The following is a 22,493-nucleotide window of genomic DNA, read 5'->3' on the forward strand; positions in this document are numbered from 1 at the left end:
CCCATGGCTCCTATCCTCGAGATTAAAAACCTCTACAAATCCTATGCCCAGACCGAGATCCTCAAGGACATCAACGTCTCTATCGAAAAGGGCGACTTTCTGGTACTGGTCGGCCCCTCGGGCTGCGGCAAGTCCACGCTGCTGAACTGTATCGCCGGTCTGGAACCGATCACTGGCGGCACCCTGAGCATCGCCGGTCAGGACATGACCAACGTCAGCCCCAAGGACCGCAACATCGCGATGGTGTTCCAGAGCTATGCTCTGTACCCGACCATGTCGGTGGCCAAGAACATTACCTTTGGCATGCAGGTGCGCGGCGTCGACAAGCCCACCCAAGAGCGCAAGCTGGCCGAAGTGGCGAAACAGCTGCAGATTGAAAAGCTGCTGAACCGCAAGCCCAGCCAGCTTTCGGGTGGCCAGCGTCAGCGTGTGGCGATGGGCCGTGCGCTGGTCCGTGACCCCGCTCTGTTCCTGTTCGACGAACCGCTGTCGAACCTTGATGCCAAGCTGCGCGTGGAAATGCGTACTGAAATCAAGCGCCTGCATCAGGATCTTCATGCGTCGATGGTCTATGTGACCCACGACCAGATCGAGGCGATGACCCTTGCGACCAAGATCGTGGTCATGAAGGACGGTATCATCCAGCAGATCGGCACCCCTGCGGAAATCTACCGCCAGCCTGCGAACCTGTTCGTGGCGGACTTCATGGGTAGCCCCGCGATGAACCTGATCCCCGCCAAGGCGGCTGCGGACGGCAACGCCACCCGCATCGAGATCGCCCGTCCCGGCGAGGCCCCGCTGATCCTGACCGATCGCCGTGGTCTGAGCCTGCCCAAGGACGTGATCATCGGTCTGCGCCCCGAGGACATCACCGATCCGGGCAGCCGTCAGGGCGACTATCTGGAGCTGGCCGACGTGCATGTGGACGTGGTCGAGCCCGCCGGTGCGGATACCTATGTGGTGTCGCGTCTGGGTGGCAAAGAGGTGACCGCGCGTCTTCAGGCGGAAACCGATGTGCGCCCCGGTGCGCGGGCCCAGTTCGCCTTTGATCTGGCGCGCGCGAGCTATTTCGATCCCAACAGCGGTGTGCGTCTGGTGTGATCCATTCTGCGGCGGCGAGCCTTTGGGCTGGCGTGGTGCCGTGGGTATTTTGACCAAGATGAAGGGGGTGCCGTTTGTGCCCCCTTTGTTCATTGTCGGGAAATGTGAGTTTTGAACGCGGTTTTCTATGGCGCTTGGTCGCAGGCGGGGGGCGCTTTGCTTGAAGAAGGTGGGGTTCGGCCCTAATGTCCGCCCGAAACCTGGAGAAGTGGATCCATGAGCGGAAAACGCAGTATTTTCGAAGAGGTCGAGAGCAAAGAAGCGGTGCAGGCCAGTGCAGGTGCCGTAGGGGCGATCGACCGGACGCGCCGTGGGGCGCGGGGGGCTGTGCGGGCATGGCTGGCGCTGCTGTTTGTAATGGTGATGGCGATGATCGCCGTGGGCGGTCTGACGCGCCTGACCGATAGCGGTCTGTCGATCACCGAATGGAAGCCCGTGACCGGGGCGCTGCCGCCCATGGACGAGGCCTCTTGGATGGCAGAGTTCGAGAAGTACCAGCAGATCCCCGAATACCAGCTGCAGAACCAGGGGATGACCTTGCCCGAGTTCAAATCCATTTACTGGTGGGAATGGGGTCATCGTCAGCTGGGTCGGACCATTGGTCTGGTGTGGGCCTTGGGCTTTCTGGGCTTTGCGGTGACCCGCAGCATTCCGCCGGGTTGGGCGGGGCGCTTGGCCTTTGTCGGGGTGTTGGGCGGCGTTCAGGGCGCGATCGGTTGGTGGATGGTGTCCAGTGGCCTGTCGGGCGAGATGCTGGATGTGGCGAGCTACCGGTTGGCGACCCATCTGGGGATTGCCTTTGTGATCCTTGGGTTCATTGCGTGGTACATGTTCGAACTGGGCCGCGAGCCGCGCGATCTGCTGCAAGCCCGCCGCGGCGGCGAGAAGAAGCTGTTTGGCCTGTCCACCGGTCTGCTGCATTTCGCATTCCTGCAGATTTTGCTGGGGGCTTTGGTGGCGGGTATCGACGCGGGCCGGAACTATCCCGACTGGCCGCTGATGGCCGGATCGTTCACGCCTCCGGATATGCTGTCGCTGGAGCCTGTGTGGCGGAACTTCTTCGAGAATGACGGCACCGTGCAGTTTGTGCACCGGATGTCGGGCTATCTGCTGTTCATCTTTGGCATCGTGGTGTTCCTGAAGGGCCGCAAGAGCGTGTACCCCAAGACCCGTGGCGCCTTTACCGTGGTGATGTCCATGCTGGTGCTCCAGATGCTGCTGGGGATCGTGACGGTGATGCACAGCTCGCCGTGGTATCTGGCGATCCTGCATCAGGTGGGCGCGGTGTGCCTGTGGGTGCTGATCCTGCGCGCGCGTTTCATGACCCGCTATCCTGTGGCCACCAGTGTCCGTGAGGGTCTGTGATGTCCTATGATGCGTTGATGGCGTTCCAGCGCCAGACCGAGGCTTTGGCGCAGGTGGCGGGCCGCACCGGCTGGGACCAAGAGGTTCTGATGCCTGAAGGTGCCGCCGAACAGCGGGCCGAGGAAATGGCCGCGATGGAGGCGGTGCTCCATGCCCGCCGCTGTGACCCCCGCGTGGGAGAATGGCTGGCGGCGGCAGAGCCTGCGGACGATGTGCAAGCGGCCATGCTGCGCGAGGTGAAGCGCGGCTATGACCGTGCCACCAAAGTCCCCGGTGATCTGGCCGAGGCGCTGGCCCGTGTGACCAGCCGTGCCCAGGGAATCTGGGCCAAGGCCCGCGCGTCCGAGGATGTGGCGGCCTTCCTTCCGATCCTGTCCGAGGTGGTCGACCTGCGCCGCCAAGAGGCTGCGGCCTTGGGTGGCGAGATCGCCTATGATGCGCTGCTGGATGACTATGAACCCGGTATTACTGGCGCCGAGATTGCCGAGCTGTTCGATGCCATGCGCCCCCGTCTGGTGGCGTTGCGCGATCAGGTGCTGGCGAACCCCCATGGTGAGCGTCTGAGCGGGTCGTTTGACCCCGCGATCCAGATGGCGCTGGCCGAGGAAGTTGCCGTCGCCTTTGGGTATGACCTGAACCACGGGCGCATCGACAAGGCGGTGCATCCGTTCAGCTCTGGCAGTGGTCTGGATGTGCGGATCACAACGCGGACGGCTGCAGATGATCCGTTCAACTGCCTCTACTCGACGATCCACGAGGTTGGGCACGCCTGCTATGAGCAGAACATCGACCGCGCCTATCTGCTGAGCCCGCTTGGTCATGGCGTGTCCATGGGCGTCCATGAAAGCCAGAGCCGGATTTACGAGAACCAGATCGGGCGGGGGCAGGCCTTTACCGGCTGGCTCTATGGCCGGATGGTGGACCGCTTTGGCGATATCGGGGTCAGCGACGCGCAGTCCTTCTATCGCGCGGTGAACCGCGTGCATAACGGCTATATCCGCACGGAATCGGACGAGGTGCAGTATAACCTGCACGTCATGCTGCGCTTCGATCTGGAGCGGGCGCTGTTCAGCGGTGATCTTCAGGTCAACGATCTGGAAGCCGCGTGGAACGACCGGTTCAAGGCCGACTTTGGCTATGCGGTGGACAAGCCCTCTAACGGGGTGCTGCAGGATGTGCACTGGTCTGTTGGGCTGTTTGGCTACTTCCCGACTTACAGCTTGGGTAACGTCTATGCGGGCTGTCTGAACGCCGCGATGCGCCGTGATCTGCCCGATCTGGATGCGGCTTTGGGGCAGGGTGACACCACGCCCGCGACCAACTGGCTAAGGGACAAAGTGCAGCAGCACGGCGCTCTTTATGCCCCGCGCGAGGTCATCGAGCGCGCCATCGGTGGGACCGTTTCGCCGGAACCTTTGCTGTCATATCTGGAAGCTAAGTTTACATCCCTCTGAAAAGGGCGAGGGGACCCGAAGGTCCCCTCCAGTAAGCGTGAGCGGCTTAATGTTACGTAGAGTAAAGCACAAACATATTTGTTTGTTAAGATGTATTACGGTGGCAACTTCTACATTCTTTGCAGATTTGCGCGACTGTTTCAGAATACTCCAATATTAAGCATCTTCGCAACGGTTTTCTCGCTATGCGTGTTTTGCATAATTTTGCGATAAACGCGTGAATTTGTTTAACAAGGTAACGGGTTTACCTAAGAAATATCGCCCTGATACCTACAAATCTGTCAGATTCCGATACCCATTAGGCCAAGCAGAACTGTCGCCAGCAGGCCGCCAAAGCCCGCGCCGCCATCATCGCTGCCACCGGAATCACCCGAGTGATGCGAGTCGTTCTGATCATCGGTCTGCTCGTCTTCGTCGACCTCGATCAGGGGCAGCACGTCCTCTTCGGAACGGAAGACCAGCGCGCTGGATGAACCATCGCTGTCGCCCGCTTCCAGATCGGTGCTTGCGCCGCCGTGCCAATCGGCAATCTCGTCCGCGGCGTCGTCGTTGCGGGCAAAGGTCAGGCGGATGATCTGGCTGGGTTGGGTGAAGTCCAGCTGGATGACGCCGTTCTTCACTTCGGGCGAGAAGCTCTCGCGGATGCCCAGAGCATAGGTTTCGGCCTCGGGGGTCTGGTCCACGTCGGGCAGGTCGGGCACACCGAACAGGTCTTTCCAGTTGTCGGGGGTCTCGCTGCGCAGGCTTTCGCCCCAGACTTCGGTGATGTCGCCCAGATTTTCCAGCGGAACATCGAGGCTGAACACGTCGCCGCGGAAGTCCGAAGGCGCGACCACGAACATCACCAGCTTGTCTTCGCTGTCAAAGCCATAGGTGGTGACGGCCTGATCGTTGTCCAGCTCGTTCTCTTGGAACCAGTCCAGAACCTTGGTGCCGTCGAGGCTCTCGGCCATCATGTCCTGCACCGAGCCGGGGGTGAACAGGTAGGTGTGGCCGTCGGTGCCCTCATAGCTGGAGCGGCTGGCGTGGGTCACATCCCAGCCGTAAACGCCCGAGGACGAAGTGCCCAGCGCCTGATATTCCGAGAACATCTGGAGGATATGCTCGCCCTGCTCGAGGCCGTAGGGGCGGTAGTCCAGCATCTCTTGGTAGTGCTGCTCGAACTCGACGTTGGAGCGGCCGTCCAGATCCAGATCCTCGAAGTCGTACTTGGAGCCTTCCTCGGTGGCGAGAAAGCTCTGAGCGGCCTCGACGCGGGACAGGGAGGCAGTGTTGTAGGCCGACAGCGACAATGAGGGGCGATCGATGCCGAGGGCTTCGGTCTCTTCTTCCCAGGCGTCCAGGCTGGCGTGCACGTCGTCAATGCTGGTGTCCGAGGCCTGCAGGGTCACCGCAAAACGGTGATGCACAACGGCGTCGGTCATGAGGATCGAGTCTTCGCTCAGGTGGTCCAGAATTTCCTCGGTGGCTTCGACCGAGCGGCCCAGCTGGACGTGCCATTCTACATTTGTCGAGGCGTCGGGATATTCGGCCTCTTTGTCCAGAACCACATCGCTGTAGACGTTAACGATGCCGGCATAGGTAGCCGAGCTTTCGATCTCGTCGCTGCCACCCATGACGGCGTAGTATTCGTTGCCAACCTCGAAAGTCAGCGATTTCGGCAGATCGCCATATTCGCCCGAGTACAGATCATCAAGAAAGCCGCTCAGGTGTTCGCGCAGCAGGTCATGATCATCGGCGTAGCGGGCGGTGGGCAGAACAACGGTCAGGCTCAGGTTCTTCTCGACACAATATTGCATCATGTCTTCGAGGTCGGGTTTGCCGTTGGTGCCTTCGGAATTGTAGAGGCCGTGATGTTCAAAACCGAACCGCTCGGGGTTCTTTTCGGCCATCGTGCCGCCCGGCCAGATCACCATGCCAAGGTCGGTTTGGGAGAATGCGTTATCGAATTGCTCAAAGCTGCGGAAGCTTACGTACCGTGCACCAAATGAATCACTCGAAATCGAGAGCGCGTCCGTGCTGATTTTGCCTTCGGTCATAAAACCTAGCGTCATCTGTTTGCTCCGCGGGTGCCTCGTTCCGGTTGGGGTGAGACTGTCCCTTTGGTTGTGGTCGACATCTATTGTGGTGCATTCACGGTAACGCAAAGGTTGAGGCTGGCTTACTGGTAAGTTCGCAAACAGGTCTTTGCAGTGACTCCGTTAAACCCTTTAAAAACTTGATAGTATAGACGGGCTGGAGAACCTGTATTTCTACCCCATGGGGGTGAAACAAATACTTTGGTGTAGGTAATCCTAAAGGGTAGTTCTCGGCATGGTTGTGCTAAAATACACCCAAATGGGGTCGCGATATGTCCGTAGGTGTGTGTGATATGACCCCAAGAAGTGGCACTGGGACCGATGCGGATACCGCGCAACTACCCCGACGGAGTAGGCGGGCTGGCGGGTTCCGGGACGAATCAATTGGTGGGCCCGCTCGCACTGTTAGCGCCCAACCACCCCCGACCTTGGTCGTAGGATTAGGGAATTTTACGACAGGTCCCGAAGGCATTCGGGCAACAAAAAACCCGCCTCCGGAGGGGGCGGGTTTCTGATGGGTCTAGGGGCTGTCAGATCAGGAAGCGTAATGCGTCTTTTGGTGGTCCGTCATACAGTCGCGGATCCACTCTCGCACCGCCTTGAGCACCGGATCGGACCGGCGGGTTTCGTGGTAGCACAGGTACATCGGATATTCCTCGAGCGGGGGCGCATCGATGATGCGTTCGAACAAGGGATCTTTGTCGCCGATAAAGTCAGGCAAGGGCGCGGACAGCCCCGTTTCCGACGCCACGCGATGCAGCGACTGGAAGCTGTCAAGACGCACAACCGGCGGGCAGCCGAAATATTCGGTCGCCACACTGGTGGGCGCGTATTTGTTCACGGCGATGGGCAGACCTGCCCAATCGGTTTTCGACCCGGCCTCCTTGTGGGCGTAAAGGCCGAACCGCAGAACACCGGTCTGCGAGGCGATCAGGCGCCCGTGTTCGGGCCGTGTCGGGGTCATCAGGATGTCGTTGTCGTTCAGGTTCTCCTGATAGGAGTCCAGAATGAACGACAGGTTGATCTCTGGATAGGCCGTCATGAATTCTGACAGGCGGGGGTACAGGATATATGTCCCCACGACCATCGGGACGCTGATGGTGATATTGCCGGACAGGTTGCCCGAGGTTTCCTCGTTCTCCTTGCGGATCGCGGAAATCAGGGCGCCGTCGAATTTCAGCGCTTGTTCGACGATGGATTCAAGGCGGGGGTTCAGAACCCAGCCTTCGGGGCGCTTTTCGAAGGGCGGGTAGCCCAGCGCTTCACCAAGGCGGGCCATCCGGCGAGAGACAGTTGCGGGGTTGGAATCCAGACGCTGCGCAGCAGTCGCCATGTTTCCGGTACGGTAAAAAGCGATCAGATATCTTAGATCGTCCCAGTTCTTGAAGCTCGGCATGAACCCTCAACTTTGAAAATATACAGTTACGCTATTTTCCAAACGTTTCAGGCGCAAACAAAGGTTCACGCCTGACACAGAAATTTGAAGATTTTACCGAGCGGTCGGGATTTTAGTTCTCGGTGGTGTCCGAACCTTCGATCATCTCGCCGTCTTCGTCGCTTTGATCGGCGATACGGGCGACCGAAACCACCTGTTCTCCGCCAGAAGTGTTAAAGACCCGCACCCCGCCAGCACTGCGCGAGCGGAAGGAGATGCCGTCGATCGGAACGCGGATCGACTGCCCCTTGGAGGTCGCCAGCATGATCTGGTCGTCCAGCTCCACGGGGAAGGCCGAAACCACACCGCCAGACCGCAGGCCTTTGTCGATGGCCTGAACGCCCTGACCGCCACGGCCGCGCACGGGGTAGTCGTGGCTGGACGACAGCTTGCCCGCACCGCCTTCGGTGATGGTCAGGATCAGGTTCTCGCAAGCCGACATTTCGGCGTAACGGGTCTGATCGATGGTGGCGTTTTCGTTGGTGCTTTCGTCATCCGAGGCCTCGGCGTCGCCATCCACGATGCCCGCCACAGCGCGGCGCATTTTCAGATAGGCGGCACGTTCATCAGGCGACGCTTCGAAGTGATGGATGATCGCCATCGACACAACGATATCGTCATTGGCCAGACGGATCCCGCGCACACCGGTGGAGTCGCGGCCTTTGAACACGCGGACCTCGGTGGTGGGGAAGCGGATGGCGCGGCCCGAACGGGTCACCAGCAGCACGTCGTCATCTTCGGAGGCGATGCGCGCATCCACCAGCGATACGGTGCCATCCTCGGGCAGTTTCATCGCGATCTTGCCGTTCGACTTCACGTTGGTGAAATCAGACAGCGCGTTCCGGCGCACGTCACCGGCGCTGGTCGCGAACACAATCTGCAGTGCGTCCCATTCATCCTCGGGGCGGTCGACCGGCATGATCGCTGCGATCGAGACACCGACCGGGATCGGCAGAATGTTGACGATCGCTTTGCCTTTGGCGGTCCGGCCACCAAGGGGCAGGCGCCAGCACTTCAGCTTGTAGGCCATACCATCGGTGGTGAAGAACAGAAGCTGCGTATGGGTGTTGGCCACAAAGAGGGTGGTAACAACGTCATCATCCTTGGTCGCCATGCCCGACAGACCCTTGCCGCCACGCTTTTGCGCGCGGAAGTCGGCCAGCGCGGTACGCTTGATGTAACCGGACTGGGTCACGGTCACGACCATGTCTTCGCGTTCGATCAGGTCTTCGTCTTCCATGTCGCCGGACCAATCAACGATCTCGGTGCGGCGGGGAACGGCGAACTGGTCACGCACTTCGCGCAGTTCATCGGCGATGATGCCCATGATCCGCTCGCGCGAGCCCAGAATTTCCAGATATTCGCGGATCGCCTTGGCCAGTTCTTGCAGCTCGTCAGTGACTTCCTGAACACCCAGTTGGGTCAGGCGCTGCAGACGCAGTTCCAGAATGGCGCGGGCCTGGGCCTCGGAGAGGTTATAGGTGCCGTCGTCATTAATAGTATGGGTCGGATCGTCCACCAGTCGGATGTATTCCGCGATGGATTGCGCGGGCCAGCGGCGGGTCATCAGCTTTTCGCGGGCTTCGGCGGCGTCGGCGGACGAACGGATGGTCGCAACCACTTCGTCCACGTTGGTGACGGCCACGGCCAGACCGCACAGGATATGGGCGCGATCACGGGCCTTGCGCAGCAGATACGCGGTGCGGCGGATCACGACATCCTCTCGGAAGTCGATAAAGCAGGTCAGGAAGCGGCGCAGAGTCAGCTGCTCGGGGCGGCCGCCGTTCAGGGCCAGCATGTTGCAGCCGAACGAGGTCTGCATCGGGGTAAAGCGGAACAGCTGGTTCAGCACCACATCGGGGGTGGCGTCACGCTTCAGCTCGACGACGACGCGCACGCCGTTGCGGTCCGATTCATCCTGAACGTGGGCGATGCCCTCGATCCGCTTGTCACGGGCGGCTTCGGCGATCTTTTCGATCATCGAGGCTTTGTTCACCTGATAGGGGATCTCGGTCACGACGATGGCATAGCGGTCTTTGCGCAACTCTTCGACGTGGGTCTTGGAGCGGATGATGACGCTGCCGCGCCCCTCAAGGTACGCTTTGCGCGCGCCCGAACGGCCCAGCAGAATGCCGCCCGTCGGGAAGTCGGGGCCGGGCACGTACTGGATCAGGTCTTCGCTGCTCAAGTCCGGAGTGTCGATCAGGGCCAGCGTGGCGTCGACCACTTCGCCAAGGTTATGGGGCGGGATGTTCGTGGCCATACCGACCGCAATACCGCCCGCGCCATTGACCAGCATGTTCGGGAAGCGTGCGGGCAGAACGGTGGGCTCACGGTCCTTGCCATCATAGTTGTCCTGGAAATCGACGGTTTCTTTGTCGATGTCGGCCAGCAGGGCGGCGGCGGGCTTGTCCATGCGTACTTCGGTGTAACGCATCGCCGCGGCACTATCGCCGTCCATCGAACCAAAGTTGCCCTGACCATCCAGCAGCGTCAGCGACATCGAGAAATCCTGCGCCATACGAACCAGCGCATCGTAAATCGCGCTGTCGCCGTGCGGGTGGTATTTACCCATGACGTCGCCCACGGGACGCGCCGATTTCCGGTAAGGCTTGTCGTGGGTATTTCCGGTCTCGTGCATCGCATAAAGGATGCGGCGGTGCACAGGTTTTAGGCCGTCCCGAAGATCCGGAATTGCGCGGCTGACGATCACCGACATCGCGTAATCCAGATAGGATGTCTTCATCTCGTCGGCGATCGAAACCGAGGGTCCGTGATGGATCGCGCGCGGCTTCGGATTTTCTTCTGCGTTTTCAGGGGTTTCCGGAGTATCGGTCACTGTGTCGCCTGTCCCAGCCGTTGCTTCTATATTTTGTTGAAGGGGTTATAGCAGAGCCAGCATATGGTGCGCAATGCCGCTGGCACCTTGCGTTGGCACCGCTCAGGGGTGGCTGCTAACACACTGTTTTTCTTGCCAGAAAAATCGGGTTGGCCTGTAATTTGAATCAGGGCAGGAAGAACAGGAGAACCGCAGATGGAAAAGAGTGAAACGGAACTGCTTCTCAAGGGCTACGGGCTGACCACAGCAGAGATGATTTACCGTATGCCCGATTACAAATCGGTGCTGAACACTTTTGTCTGGCAGGACTATGATCTGGCGCCCGACTACCCGCGAATGTTCAAGTTCATCGAGTTCTGGGAGCGCGAGATCGAAGGCAAGCTGCACACGGTGCGCTTTGCCCATCGCAAGCTGCTGAGCCCGACAGACTGGCAGCAGATCGTGGGCGAATTCCGCATCCATTAGGCATAAAAAGGCGGCCCGTTCTGGGGGCCGCCGGTAGTGCCATATATAATGGCTTAGTGCTTGGCGCGGGCGGCCGCGATCCAGATCAGGCAGAACAGCGCCGAGAAGATCGCGTTGTAGCCCGCCATGGTGATGCCGAACAGATCCCACACGATGGCGTCGCACATGACCACGCCGGTCGGCCCGTCAAGGCTGAGCAGGTCGGTCGCATTCATCCCCGACAGCGCATCGGCAGAGCCGGTGCAGCTGGTGGGGCCTTGCCACAATTTCTGCTCGACGCCCGCGTGATAGACGCCGATGCCGCTGGTGACCGCCGCCGCCAGCGCCCCGAGCCATGCAATGATGGCCGACGGGAACATCACCCCGACCGCCCCCAGCAGGATGGCCGCCGCATGGGGCCAGCGCTGCCACAGGCACATGGCACACGGCGGATAGCCCCCGATATACTGGAACCCGAAGGCCCCCAGTAGAATTGCCAGAGAACCAAAGGCCGCGAGGCCGATCAGGGTGCGTTGAGTCATAGGTATTTTACCACGTAGAAGCCACCTATCAGGATGGCGAGGAAAAGCGCGAACACGATGCCCAGGCGCTTTTCGATGAAGTCGCGGATCGGTGCGCCGAATTTCTTGAGCAGCGCCGCAACAAGGAAGAACCGGACGCCCCGTGCCACGACCGAGCTGACCATAAAGGTGGCCAGCGGCATTCCGGTCCAGCCGGACATGATCGTGATGACCTTATAAGGGAAGGGCGTCATCCCCGCGATCAGCACGGCCCAGAAGCCCATGTCGTTGAAGCGGGTGTTGAACTCGGCCATCGCGTCGCCCTTGCCAAGGGCGGTCAGGATGGGTTGGCCGATCTGGTCAAAGGCGAAATGCCCGATCGCATATCCGAACAATCCACCGATCACCGAGCTGAGCAGCGCCACACCGGCAATCAGCCACGCGCGGTTCGGACGGGCCAGGATCAGGGGGATCATGATGACGTCGGGCGGGATGGGGAAAAAGGAACTCTCGACAAAGGACACGACGGCCAACGCCCACAAAGCGCGGGGATGTTCCGACAGGCTCATCGTCCAATCATAAAGGCGACGTAAAATGGGTCTTACTCCTGCTGAAATCGCGCTAGACAGACCATGCTGTGGGGCGGCGGTCAATATACACGTCCGTGCGCACTCTTTTCATCACGGTTGTGTTTGTGGGGGCTTTACCACGCGCTCGGGTTGGGCTAGTCAATCGCTCACACTTGCCTGAGTGGCGGAATGGTAGACGCAGCGGATTCAAAATCCGCCGATGGTAACATCGTGAGGGTTCGAGTCCCTCCTTAGGCACCACTGATTTTCCTGACATCGTGATACAGCTGATTGCACTGCACCCGCAGGGCTTGCGCGTGTTTTTCTGCCGTTGCGATGCTGCAATGCAGCCCGGCAAGGATACCCCATACTTTAGATTGTTATGCACTTGAATCGGTTCATGATTCGGAGTTCGGCGGGGCAGGGTGCGTTAAGAAACTCCGTTATTGCGGAAAATCTTCCACTAAATTCTGGTCACTTCCATACTTACGAATGTGCCCGCTCGTGTGGTAAAGGATAGGTGCCTAAGATTTTCACAAAAAAACTAAATTCATCCGAAACAAGAAACGATCACGTTTTGATGATATCAAGTGATCTTTGGAAAAATCCTTAAAAAATTGGGTAAAAGCCTCTCTTTGCAGTTTCTGCGCGTGCATCATTGGATCAAAGTGAGAAACAAAGACATGCCAATTTCCCAATTAAGGCGAAAAAAAGGCAGGTTTAAGGCCGAAAAAAGGGGTGTGGTCGCTAACCATTTCGAATTTTCTCTTTGTCTTAAGGATGTGGTGCATGTATCCAAAGGGAGTGCCCATCTGGGGGGATGGCGCTTTTGACTGAGTAGCATCGCGATTTCGCCACAATTGGCGGAGCCCGGGATGTGGAAGGCGTAAAGATTTCGGCATCTGCCCAACGTGTACGGGTAACGCAAACCAACAGGTTTCTGCGGTCGGTTTCTCTCACCCTTCTGAAAGTCGAAAGCATCATCGTGGTTCGGTCGAACCTCTGTGGGCTCTTGTTGACGCTACGGTGCGCTGCGCCGGACAGGAGTAAGAGAGATGACGTATTATTGCTACGGTTCGTGGATGGACTGGTTCAAAAGCCACAGCACCACTACCGCTGAGTGCGATACCGGTTATGCCAACGCCGACACCAACACCTCCGGTCTGATCGGTCTGTGGGACTTCCTCAAGGGGACCGAATACAAAGACACCGCGCTGGACGACGGGATTGCCAATGATGGCATCAAGTTCGGCAATGCGTGTGTGTCGGACGGCAAGCTGCTGCTTGATGGCAACGGCGACTACATGACCATTGGCGGCAATGACAACGCGTTCGATCTGCAGCAGGGCACGATCGAAATGCAGTTCACCCAGAAGTGCGCGACCGGCAACGACACGCTGATCAGCCGTGGTGAAGTCAACGATTACAATGCCGAGGGCTACTTCGAGATTAGCGTCAGCGAAGATGGCCGCGTGTACATGTACCACGTGGACGACGGCAAAATCGCCTACCTGTCCACTGAAAAATGCTTCTTCAACGAAGGCGATACCCTGAACGTGTCCTACTCCTGGGATGCGGACACCGGCGGCTCCTTCACCGTTCAGAACCTGACCCAGTGCTCGGAAGTCACTCTGGGCCACAACATCACCGGTCTGGACATGGACATCGGCGACAACGACGGCGAAAGCTGGACCGTTGGTGCCCGCGAAGTCGATGACACCGATGGTTGCTATGACCAGTACTTCCAGGGTTCGATCGACTATGTGGCCGTGTTCAACAACGCGAACCCCGCAGGCGACGGCTATGTCGAAGGGTCGTCGGGCAATGACCTGATCGACACCGACTACATCGGTGACCCCGAAGGCGACATGATCGACAACGAGGACGCGATCCTCGCGAACAGCGACCTGAACGACGATATCGTTCTGGCTGGCGCCGGTAATGACACCGTGAAGGCCGGCGAAGGCAACGACATCATCTACGGCGACAGCAAGCAGGGCGCGGGCGAAGCCTCGCCGGTTACCATCTCGATCGACAGCGCGTCGGCGGGTATGGCCAGCAAGATCTACGCCTACACCATCGACCCCGAGACCGGCAAAATCTCGAACGTGATGCTGCTGGAAGACGACGCCCGTGACGGCGTTGGCAAAACCTATGAATACAACGTGGCTCAGGGCGGTGTGGTTGGCGTTGGTATCGTCAACGATCAAGGCCAGTTCCTGTCCTCGGGTTACGGCGACAACGTCGGCCTGAACAGCGACGGTCTGGTCCACACCAAAGGTCTGGGTCAGGTTGACGATAGCACCGTCAAGATCGGCTTCGAAGACTGGGCTTGCCTCGGTGACAAGGACTTCAACGACGTCACCCTGACCATTGATCTGGGGACCTCTGGCGCGACCTTCGACAACGCACACTACACCACGTCTTCCTCGGTTGGCTCGGCCATCGTGACCGAAGGCGCTGGCGACGACCTGCTTTACGGCGAAGAGGGTGACGACACCATCTACGGCGAAGGCGGTAACGACACCATCGACGGCGGTATCGGCGACGACAGCATCGATGCAGGCGAAGGCACTGACTCGGTTCTGGGTGGCGACGGTAACGACACCATCATCTATGGCGGCGGCAACGACACCATCGACGGTGGCGCAGGCAACGACTACATCGACGACGGCTACGGCGTTATCAAAGACGGCGCGAACCTGATCCACGGCGGCGACGGCAACGACACCGTTTACTCGGGCAACTCGAACGACACCGTTTACGGTGACGCGGGCAATGACGAGCTGCACGCCGAAGGTGGCAACGACACCATCGACGGTGGCGCGGGCGCAGACCTGATCTTCGGCGACGACGGTGATGACAGCATCAAAGGCGGCGCAGACAACGACACCATCCACGGTGGCGAAGGCAACGACAGCGCGGTTGGCGACACCGGCAACGACACCATTCTGGGTGAGGGTGGCAACGACACCCTGCGCGGCGAAGAAGGCAACGACTACGTTGACGGCGGCGCTGGCAACGACAGCGTTTCGGGCGGCGCTGGCGACGACACCGTTCTGGGTGGCGACGGCGACGATCTGGTGCGCGGCGGTTCGGGCAATGACTCGATGTCGGGCGGCAAGGGCAACGACTACATCGACTCCGGTTCGGGCGATGACAGCGTTGACGGCGGCGAAGGTCACGACACCATCGTCAGCTACAACGGTGCAGACACCATCTATGGCGGCGCAGGCAACGACAGCATCGACTCTTCGTGGGGCGACGCGAATGCTCTGCCCGATCTGGGCTACCCCGGCCTGTTCCCCGCGGACAGCGACACCGAGAACGACCGCGACTACGTTGATGCCGGCGAAGGCAACAACTGGGTTTCGACTGGCGACGACCGCGACACCATCATCTCTGGTTCGGGCAACGACACCATCGATGGCGGCATCGACAACGACTCGATCTCCTCGGGTGCAGGCAATGACTTCATCGTCGGCGGCGAAGGCTCGGACACCATTCTGGCGGGCGACGGCAACGACACCGTTTACGCTGGCTTTGGCCCCGGCACCGATGACGCGCTGAACGTTCCCGATGGTCAGGATCTGGTTGAAAACAACGGCCGCGATTACGTGGATGCGGGCGCAGGTGACGACCTTGTCTATGGTTCGGATGACGCGGACACCATTCTGGGTGGTTCGGGCAACGACACCATCGACGGTGGCATCGACGCCGACTCGATCCTGGGTGGCTCGGGCGACGACGTCATCACTCTGGGTCTGAAGAACGACGCGCATGCTGACTACGCTTCGGGCGGCGATGACCGTGATTACTTCACAGGCGTCGGCGCAGGCGACACCGTAGACGGTGGCACCGGCGGCAACGACTACGATACTCTGGACCTGACCGGTCTGGGTAAGTGGCAGTACAGCAACGTTACCACCGACGCGGATGGCGACTCGAGCAGCGGTTCGATCAACTTCCTCGACAGCCTTGGCAACGTCACCGGCACTCTGAAGTTCAACGAGATCGAGAAGATCATCCCCTGCTTCACCCCCGGTACCGTGATCGCGACCCCCATGGGCGAGCGTCTGGTCGAGGAACTGCAGGCTGGTGACCGGATCATCACCCGTGACAACGGCATCCAGCGCATCCGCTGGGTCGGCACCAAGAACGTGACCTCGCTGGATCTGCAGCGCGCACCCCACCTGCGTCCGATCATGATCAAGGCGGGTGCTCTGGGTAACGGTCTGCCGGAAACCGACATCATGGTGAGCCCGAACCACCGGATGCTGATCGCGAACGAGAAGACCTCGCTCTACTTCGAAGAGCCCGAAGTGCTGGCCGCTGCAAAGCACCTGATCGGCACCCCCGGCATCTACGAAGTGAACGTGCCCTCGACCACCTACATCCACTTCATGTTCGACCGCCACGAGGTCGTTCTGTCGAATGGTTGCTGGTCGGAAAGCTTCCAGCCCGGCGATTACTCGCTGAAAGGAATCGGTGCAGAACAGCGTAACGAGATCTTCGAACTGTTCCCCGAACTGAAGAACCAGAAGGGTCTGGAGAGCTTTGAAGCAGCGCGTCGCTCGCTCAAGAAGCACGAAGCCAAGCTTTTGGTCCACTAAAGCCAAGTTGAGAATAGACTTAAGACAGCGGGCGGTATCCTAGGGATGCCGTCCGTTAACTTTATTAGTAAGAAATACTCACATAACCGCCTGCAACAAACCCAATTTGTGCCCTAATTTAGGGTGACAACTTTTGAATATGTGGGGCAGGTGCCCCGGCGTTCATGGCAGTGTGTGAGGCTTATGGAGAGCAGGGAAACAAACGTGGTTCACGTCGGCGCAACCAAACGCAGGTTTGGTGCAGGCGGGCCGTTGCCGGAGCTTCCGGTATACGGGGACGAACCGTCCTTTGCTTCGCCGTTCAGTGTGCCTTGCTTTACCCCCGGTACCCGTATCGCCACCCGTCAGGGCCCTATCGCGGTCGAAGACCTGCGTACAGGGGATCTGCTTCTGACCCGGGACAACGGCTTCTGTCCGGTGCTCTGGGTCGGGCGCAGCCATTACCGTCTGGCGCAGTCTATGGGCGGTGCGCGCCTTCAGCCCGTGATGATCAAGGCCGGTGCCTTTGGTGAGGGGGTTCCCCAGTCCGATCTGCTGATTTCGCCCGACCATCAGATGCTGCTGACCCGCCGCCTGATGCCCCGCGCGCTGCCTTGCAACGAGCTGCTGGTGCCTGCGCGCCACCTGCTGTCCCAAGCGGGTGTGGTCGTTGCCCCTCAGCGCGAGGTCGAGTTTGTGCACGTTCTGATGGAGCGTCACGAAATCCTGCTGGCCGATGGCGCATGGACCGAAAGCTACCGACCGGATTCCTCTGTGGTCCGGTCGCTGCCCAATGATGTGCGTGTAGATCTGCTGGCCAGCCTAGGCGGCCGTGACCCGATGCGCGGCCCCGTGTTCGAGGCTGCTCGTCAGTCCGCTGGCCCCGAGGCTTTGTCCCCCGAAGCGGACAGATAAGCCGCCCAATCCTCTGGCGTATCCAAATCCAGCGTCGCCCCGTGGCCGGTCAGGTCGTGGGGTTTCAGTCGTGATGCGTTCGCCTTGATAACCGATCTGGCGCCATCGTCTCCGGTCAGTGCGGTTAGCGCAGGGAACAGGTCCTGTGGGAAAATCACCGGATGCCCCCAAGTGCCGCTGGCATCGCGCGCGCGCCAGATTGCCTTGGGATCAGCGCGGTGCAGCGCCACGAACTGCGCCAAATGATCGGCGGTCAGGTCCGGCATGTCTGACGGCAAAACGATCGCGCCGGTCACACGGTCGGGCAGGGCGCGGATACCGGCGGCGATGGAATGCCCCATCCCCAAGGCGGCGTCATGAACAGTGATCAGGGACAGGTCCAACCCCTGCAATGCCTGCGCGCGGGCGGGCCGATCTGGGGGCAGCGCCACCGCCACCGGCAAACCACATGTCAACGCCCGCTCTGCGATTACCCGCAGGCAAGGCACCCCGCCCACAGGCATCAACAGCTTGTCGCCCCCGCGCATACGCGAGGACGCTCCGGCAGCTAGGATCAGGATGGCGGGCGCGGGTGTCATGCCTGACTGTACCGCGCCATGCGCCCCGAGCAAGCGGTCAGTACCCGCGCCAAATCCAGCCGCCACCCAGGATGCGGGTGCTGGTCGGGTCGTAGAACACACAGGCCTGACCGGGGCTCACACCCTCTTCTGCGGTCAGGAGTTCGACCTCTGCCTCGGTCTCGGAGATCGGGCGCAGGATCGCGGGGCGCGGCGGGCGGGTGCTGCGGACTTTGACGGCGATCTCGCGCTCGGCCATGTCGGTAAAGGGGCCATCCCCCAACCAGTTGATTTCGCGCACGGGAACGGTGCGGGTGGCCAGAAGTTCCTTTGGGCCGACGATCACCTGCTTGTTGTCCACGTCCAGCTTGACCACATAGAGCGGCTCGGACAGGCCGCCGATCCCCAGACCACGGCGCTGGCCGATGGTGTAGTGGATTACGCCGTTATGCTCGCCCAAGACGCGGCCATCCGCATGAACGATCTGGCCGGGCTCTGCCGCACCGGGGCGCAGCTTTTCGATGACGCTGGCGTAGTTGCCGTTCGGAACGAAACAAATGTCCTGACTGTCGGGCTTGTCCGCCACGCTCAGGCCGTATTTCGCGGCCAACTCGCGCGTTGCTGCCTTGGAGGGCAGATGCCCCAGGGGGAAGCGCAGATAGGACAGCTGCTCGGGCGTGGTCGAGAACAAGAAGTAGCTCTGGTCACGGTTCGCATCGGCGGCGCAGTGCAGCTCTGGCCCGTGATCGCCCATCTTGCGCTGGATATAATGGCCGGTCGCCATGCAGTCAGCGTCCAGATCCCGCGCGGTTTGCAGCAGGTCTTTGAATTTCACACGCTCGTTGCAGCGGATGCAGGGCACGGGGGTCGCGCCGGCCAGATAGCTGTCCGCGAACTCGTCAATCACCGCATCCTTAAAAATGTTCTCATAATCCAGAACATAGTGGGGGAAGCCCATCTGCTCGGCCACGCGGCGCGCATCGTGGATGTCGATGCCTGCGCAGCACGCGCCTTTTTTGGCCAGCGCCGCGCCGTGGTCATAGAGCTGCAAGGTCACGCCAACGACGTCATAGCCTTCTTCAGCAAGCTGTGCGGCCACGACCGAGCTGTCCACGCCGCCCGACATCGCCACGACCACGCGGGTCTCGGACGGGGGCTTGGGGAAACCAAGGGAATTGAGCGGGGTGCCGTTGTCCAGCGCCATGGGCTTTCTCCTGCGGGTTGGAACCTGCGGAATATATGAAAATCCTCGGTACTCTCAAGAGCCGGTTTCAGAACCTGTTAAGTCCCATGCCCGATTTTCCCTGTGTGGGAACCAGAGAAAGGGGACTTAAACGATGTTTCTCAAGAAAGTAGAGGGCGTGCGCACCATCGCGCTGCCCGATGGCCGGGTTTTGTCGCATTCGGACCTGCCGCCCGAAAATATCAGGCGCTGGGTCGCCTCGCGCAAGGAAGTTGTGGTGCTGGCCGTGCGCCACGGGCTGCTGAGTCGTAAATCTGCGTTAGAGAAGTATGATTTGTCCGACGAAGAGTTCGCGTGCTGGGAAAATGCATTAAATGACCACGGATCAAAGGGTTTGAAGGTCACGTTGATACAAAATTATAGACAACCTAGGGGAGATAGTGAAAGAAATGCTTAATTAGTAACGTGCAGTTAACCAAAGGTCGGCAGTCTGTACGCAATCGGTTCAAGAGTTTGGGAATCTTAAAATGCGTATTTTGCTTATTGAGGACGATCCGGCGACGACGAAAAGCATCGAGCTGATGCTGGGTCATGCCAACCTGAATGTTTACGCGACCTCTTTCGGTGAAGAAGGCGTGGAGCTGGCCAAGCTGTACGATTACGATTTGATCCTTCTGGATTTGTCGCTGCCTGACATGAGCGGTCACGAAGTGCTGCGTCAGATCCGTCTGGCGCGGGTTGAAACGCCCGCGCTGATCCTTTCGGGGTCCGATGATACGGAAAGCAAGCTGAAGGGCTTTGGGTTTGGTGCGGATGATTATCTGACCAAGCCGTTCCACCGCGATGAACTGGTGGCCCGTATCCATGCGATCATCCGCCGCTCCAAGGGCCATTCCCAGTCGGTCATCCGCACTGGCCGGATCAACGTGAACCTAGATGCGAAAACCGTGGACGTTGAGGGCGAGCCCGTGCACTTGACCGGCAAGGAATACCAGATGCTGGAGTTGCTGAGCCTGCGCAAAGGGACCACGTTGACCAAAGAGATGTTCCTGAACCATCTTTACGGCGGCATGGACGAGCCCGAATTGAAGATCATCGACGTTTTCATCTGCAAGCTCCGGAAAAAACTGGCAAAAGCGACGGGCGGCGAAACCCATATCGAAACGGTCTGGGGCCGTGGCTATGTGATGCGCGACCCTTCGGATATGGCGGGAACTTCGCGCGGATCGTCGGCCCTTAGCGCCTGAGCATCTGGACGGCGGGGGCGCTGCGCCCTAAACCAAGGGCAAACAGATTAGCGTTTGGGGTGCCCTATGAGCCAGGATTTTCACGACACGCCGGTCGAGGCGCTGGATACCACCGGTGCCCGCGCCGAACTGGAGCGTCTGTCCGGCCTTCTGGCACGCGCGAACGCCGCTTACCATACCGAAGACGCGCCCGAGTTTTCGGACGCAGACTATGACGCGCTCAAGCAGCGCAATGCGGCGATTGAGGCTCGTTTCCCCGATCTGAAGCGGGCAGACAGCCCCTCGGAGCAGGTTGGCGCGGCTCCGGCAGAGGGCTTTGGCAAGATCGCCCACCGCGTCCGGATGATGTCGCTGGCGAACGCCTTCGAGGATGGCGATGTCTCGGATTTCGTCGATGGGATCGCCCGTTATCTGGGGATGTCCGCTGGCGATCTGGCCTTTACTGCGGAGCCCAAGATCGACGGACTTTCCCTGTCCCTGCGCTATGAAAACGGCCAGTTGATCTATGCGGCGACCCGTGGCGATGGCTCCGAAGGCGAGGATGTGACCGCCAATGCTCGCACCATCCGCGATATTCCACAGACCCTGACCGGCGCCCCCGACGTGCTGGAGGTGCGCGGCGAAGTCTACATGTCCCACGAGGATTTCGAGGCCCTGAACGCCCGCCACCAAGAGCGCGGTGGCAAGATTTTCGCCAACCCGCGCAACGCGGCGGCGGGTTCGCTGCGCCAACTCGACGCCAAAATCACCGAGGCCCGCCCGCTGCGGTTCTTTGCCTATGCGTGGGGTGAACTCTCCGCGCCTTTGGCGGACACCCAGATGGGAGCGATTGAACGGCTGGCGGAGCTGGGGTTCCAGACGAACCCGCTGACGGCGATCTGCAATGGGCCGGACGAGATGATCGCCCATTACCGCATGATCGAGCAGAAGCGCGCGACCTTGGGCTATGACATCGACGGCGTGGTCTACAAGGTAAACGATCTGGCACTGCAAGAGCGTTTGGGCTTCCGCAGCACCACGCCCCGTTGGGCGATTGCCCACAAATTCCCCGCCGAGTTGGCGTGGACGCGGCTCGAGGCAATCGACATTCAGGTGGGCCGGACGGGGGCGCTCAGCCCTGTGGCGCGTCTGACGCCGGTGACCGTGGGCGGTGTGGTTGTGTCCAACGCGACCCTGCATAACGAGGATTATATCGAGGGCCGCGATAACGCCGGCAACCCGATCCGCGAGGGGCGCGACATCCGCGTCGGCGACTGGGTGCAGGTCTATCGCGCGGGGGATGTGATCCCCAAAATCGCAGATGTGGACCTGAATAAGCGTCCGCAAGATGCTGAGAAATATGAGTTTCCGACCGTTTGCCCCGAATGCGGGTCCGAAGCGATCCGCGAGGAAGGCGATAGTGTGCGCCGGTGCTCTGGTGGGATGATCTGCCCCGCGCAAGCGGTCGAGAAGCTGAAGCACTTGGTCAGCCGCGCGGCCTTTGACATCGACGGGATGGGCGCCAAGCAGGTCGAGCAGTTCTACAAGGACGGATGGGTTAAGGAACCCGCCGATATCTTCAAGCTGCGCGAACGCTATGGCAGCGGGATGCAGCAACTCAAGAACCGCGAAGGTTGGGGCGACAAGAGCGCGAAGAAGCTCTTTGATGCCATTGATGAAAGACGGAAAATTGGCTTAGATCGGGTGCTGTTCGGTCTGGGAATCCGGCATGTGGGAGAGCAGGTCAGCCGCCTCTTGGCGCGCCACTATGGCAGCTGGTCCGCGTTAACCACGGCGCTGGATGCCGCCCAAGACGAAACTTCCGAGGCTTGGGCAGACCTGCTGTCCGTCGATGGCGTGGGCACGGTTTTGGCGCGCTCCATCGTGACCGCCTTTGCCCAAGAGGCCGAGCGCGCCAGCATCGACCGCCTGATCGCGGAACTCGAGGTGCAGGACGTGACCGCACCCAAAACCGACGGCAGCCCCGTGGCGGGCAAAACCGTCGTCTTTACCGGCACGCTGGAAAAGATGACCCGCGCCGAGGCGAAGGCCCGCGCCGAAGCCCTTGGGGCCAAGGTTGCAGGGTCCGTCAGCGCGAAAACCGATATTCTGGTGGCGGGGCCCGGCGCGGGCTCCAAGGCCAAGAAAGCCGCCGAACTGGGTATCCAGACGCTTGACGAGGATGGCTGGCTCGACCTGATCGGGCAGGCCTGA

Annotated in this window: 16 protein-coding genes and 1 tRNA gene; 10 read left to right on the forward strand and 7 right to left on the reverse strand. The window is 60.2% G+C overall.

Going from position 1 to position 22,493, the window contains the following annotated elements:
* The first annotated feature begins 3 nt into the window (after nt 1–3).
* The 3 genes from HJ536_RS05730 (at nt 4) to HJ536_RS05740 (ending at nt 3,920) form a co-directional block, all read left to right on the forward strand.
* Nucleotides 4–1,101 carry an ABC transporter ATP-binding protein gene (locus HJ536_RS05730; RefSeq protein ID WP_177156994.1) on the forward strand — a complete coding sequence of 366 codons (1,098 nt, stop codon included), beginning with the start codon at nt 4–6 and terminating at the stop codon, nt 1,099–1,101.
* Between the two features lie 216 nt (nt 1,102–1,317).
* Nucleotides 1,318–2,466, forward strand: a complete 1,149-nt coding sequence (gene ctaA / locus HJ536_RS05735; RefSeq protein WP_177156995.1) for a heme A synthase — start codon at nt 1,318–1,320, stop codon at nt 2,464–2,466.
* Nucleotides 2,466–3,920 carry a carboxypeptidase M32 gene (locus HJ536_RS05740; RefSeq protein WP_194245655.1) on the forward strand — a complete coding sequence of 485 codons (1,455 nt, stop codon included), beginning with the start codon at nt 2,466–2,468 and terminating at the stop codon, nt 3,918–3,920. Before ctaA ends, HJ536_RS05740 begins: the two co-directional genes overlap by 1 nt.
* 281 nt (nt 3,921–4,201) lie before the next feature.
* Here the strand turns inward: HJ536_RS05740 and HJ536_RS05745 are convergent, their stop codons facing one another.
* From HJ536_RS05745 to gyrA, 3 genes are all read right to left on the reverse strand, one after another.
* Nucleotides 4,202–5,974 carry a hypothetical protein gene (locus HJ536_RS05745; RefSeq protein ID WP_177156997.1) on the reverse strand — a complete coding sequence of 591 codons (1,773 nt, stop codon included), beginning with the start codon at nt 5,972–5,974 and terminating at the stop codon, nt 4,202–4,204.
* A gap of 559 nt (nt 5,975–6,533) precedes the next feature.
* Nucleotides 6,534–7,394 carry a LysR family transcriptional regulator gene (locus HJ536_RS05750; protein WP_177156998.1) on the reverse strand — a complete coding sequence of 287 codons (861 nt, stop codon included), beginning with the start codon at nt 7,392–7,394 and terminating at the stop codon, nt 6,534–6,536.
* A gap of 112 nt (nt 7,395–7,506) precedes the next feature.
* Complete coding sequence (gyrA, locus tag HJ536_RS05755; RefSeq protein ID WP_177156999.1) at nt 7,507–10,272, reverse strand: DNA gyrase subunit A; 2,766 nt, start codon at nt 10,270–10,272, stop codon at nt 7,507–7,509.
* Nucleotides 10,273–10,467: 195 nt separating this feature from the next.
* On the opposite strand from gyrA, the gene HJ536_RS05760 reads away from it, so the two are divergent.
* Complete coding sequence (locus tag HJ536_RS05760) at nt 10,468–10,737, forward strand: usg protein (RefSeq protein WP_176854214.1); 270 nt, start codon at nt 10,468–10,470, stop codon at nt 10,735–10,737.
* Between the two features lie 53 nt (nt 10,738–10,790).
* Here HJ536_RS05760 and HJ536_RS05765 read toward each other — a convergent pair whose 3' ends face one another.
* Both HJ536_RS05765 and HJ536_RS05770 read right to left on the reverse strand, forming a co-directional pair.
* Nucleotides 10,791–11,258 (reverse strand): disulfide bond formation protein B, encoded by a 468-nt coding sequence (locus HJ536_RS05765; protein WP_176854215.1) that lies wholly within the window; start codon nt 11,256–11,258, stop codon nt 10,791–10,793.
* Entirely contained in the window at nt 11,255–11,833 is a 579-nt protein-coding gene (locus tag HJ536_RS05770; protein WP_176854383.1) for a VTT domain-containing protein, read from the reverse strand. The genes HJ536_RS05765 and HJ536_RS05770 overlap by 4 nt, the downstream gene beginning before the upstream one ends.
* Before the next feature lie 148 nt (nt 11,834–11,981).
* Here HJ536_RS05770 and HJ536_RS05775 point away from each other — a divergent pair.
* The 3 genes from HJ536_RS05775 to HJ536_RS05785 all read left to right on the forward strand — a co-directional run bounded on the left by HJ536_RS05775 (nt 11,982) and on the right by HJ536_RS05785 (nt 17,313).
* Nucleotides 11,982–12,067, forward strand: a tRNA-Leu gene (locus HJ536_RS05775).
* Between the two features lie 794 nt (nt 12,068–12,861).
* Nucleotides 12,862–16,419, forward strand: a complete 3,558-nt coding sequence (locus HJ536_RS05780) for a Hint domain-containing protein (RefSeq protein WP_177157000.1) — start codon at nt 12,862–12,864, stop codon at nt 16,417–16,419.
* Nucleotides 16,420–16,671: 252 nt separating this feature from the next.
* Nucleotides 16,672–17,313, forward strand: coding sequence for a Hint domain-containing protein (locus HJ536_RS05785; RefSeq protein WP_177157001.1), 642 nt, complete (start codon nt 16,672–16,674; stop codon nt 17,311–17,313).
* Here the strand turns inward: HJ536_RS05785 and HJ536_RS05790 are convergent.
* Both HJ536_RS05790 and mnmA read right to left on the reverse strand, forming a co-directional pair.
* On the reverse strand, nt 17,268–17,891 hold the full coding sequence (locus tag HJ536_RS05790) for a nucleotidyltransferase family protein (protein WP_177157002.1): 624 nt from the start codon (nt 17,889–17,891) through the stop codon (nt 17,268–17,270). The genes HJ536_RS05785 and HJ536_RS05790 overlap by 46 nt on opposite strands.
* 37 nt (nt 17,892–17,928) lie before the next feature.
* Entirely contained in the window at nt 17,929–19,074 is a 1,146-nt protein-coding gene (mnmA, locus tag HJ536_RS05795; RefSeq protein WP_176854219.1) for a tRNA 2-thiouridine(34) synthase MnmA, read from the reverse strand.
* Nucleotides 19,075–19,207: 133 nt separating this feature from the next.
* On the opposite strand from mnmA, the gene sciP reads away from it, so the two are divergent.
* The 3 genes from sciP (at nt 19,208) to ligA (ending at nt 22,493) form a co-directional block, all read left to right on the forward strand.
* On the forward strand, nt 19,208–19,510 hold the full coding sequence (gene sciP, locus HJ536_RS05800) for a CtrA inhibitor SciP (protein WP_177157003.1): 303 nt from the start codon (nt 19,208–19,210) through the stop codon (nt 19,508–19,510).
* A gap of 70 nt (nt 19,511–19,580) precedes the next feature.
* Nucleotides 19,581–20,300, forward strand: coding sequence for a response regulator transcription factor CtrA (gene ctrA / locus HJ536_RS05805; RefSeq protein ID WP_176854221.1), 720 nt, complete (start codon nt 19,581–19,583; stop codon nt 20,298–20,300).
* Nucleotides 20,301–20,366: 66 nt separating this feature from the next.
* The gene (gene ligA / locus HJ536_RS05810) at nt 20,367–22,493 is read left to right on the forward strand and encodes an NAD-dependent DNA ligase LigA (RefSeq protein ID WP_177157004.1); all 2,127 of its coding nucleotides are present in this window, start codon (nt 20,367–20,369) and stop codon (nt 22,491–22,493) included.

Source organism: Donghicola mangrovi, assembly GCF_013377535.1.
Lineage (GTDB): Bacteria > Pseudomonadota > Alphaproteobacteria > Rhodobacterales > Rhodobacteraceae > Donghicola > Donghicola mangrovi.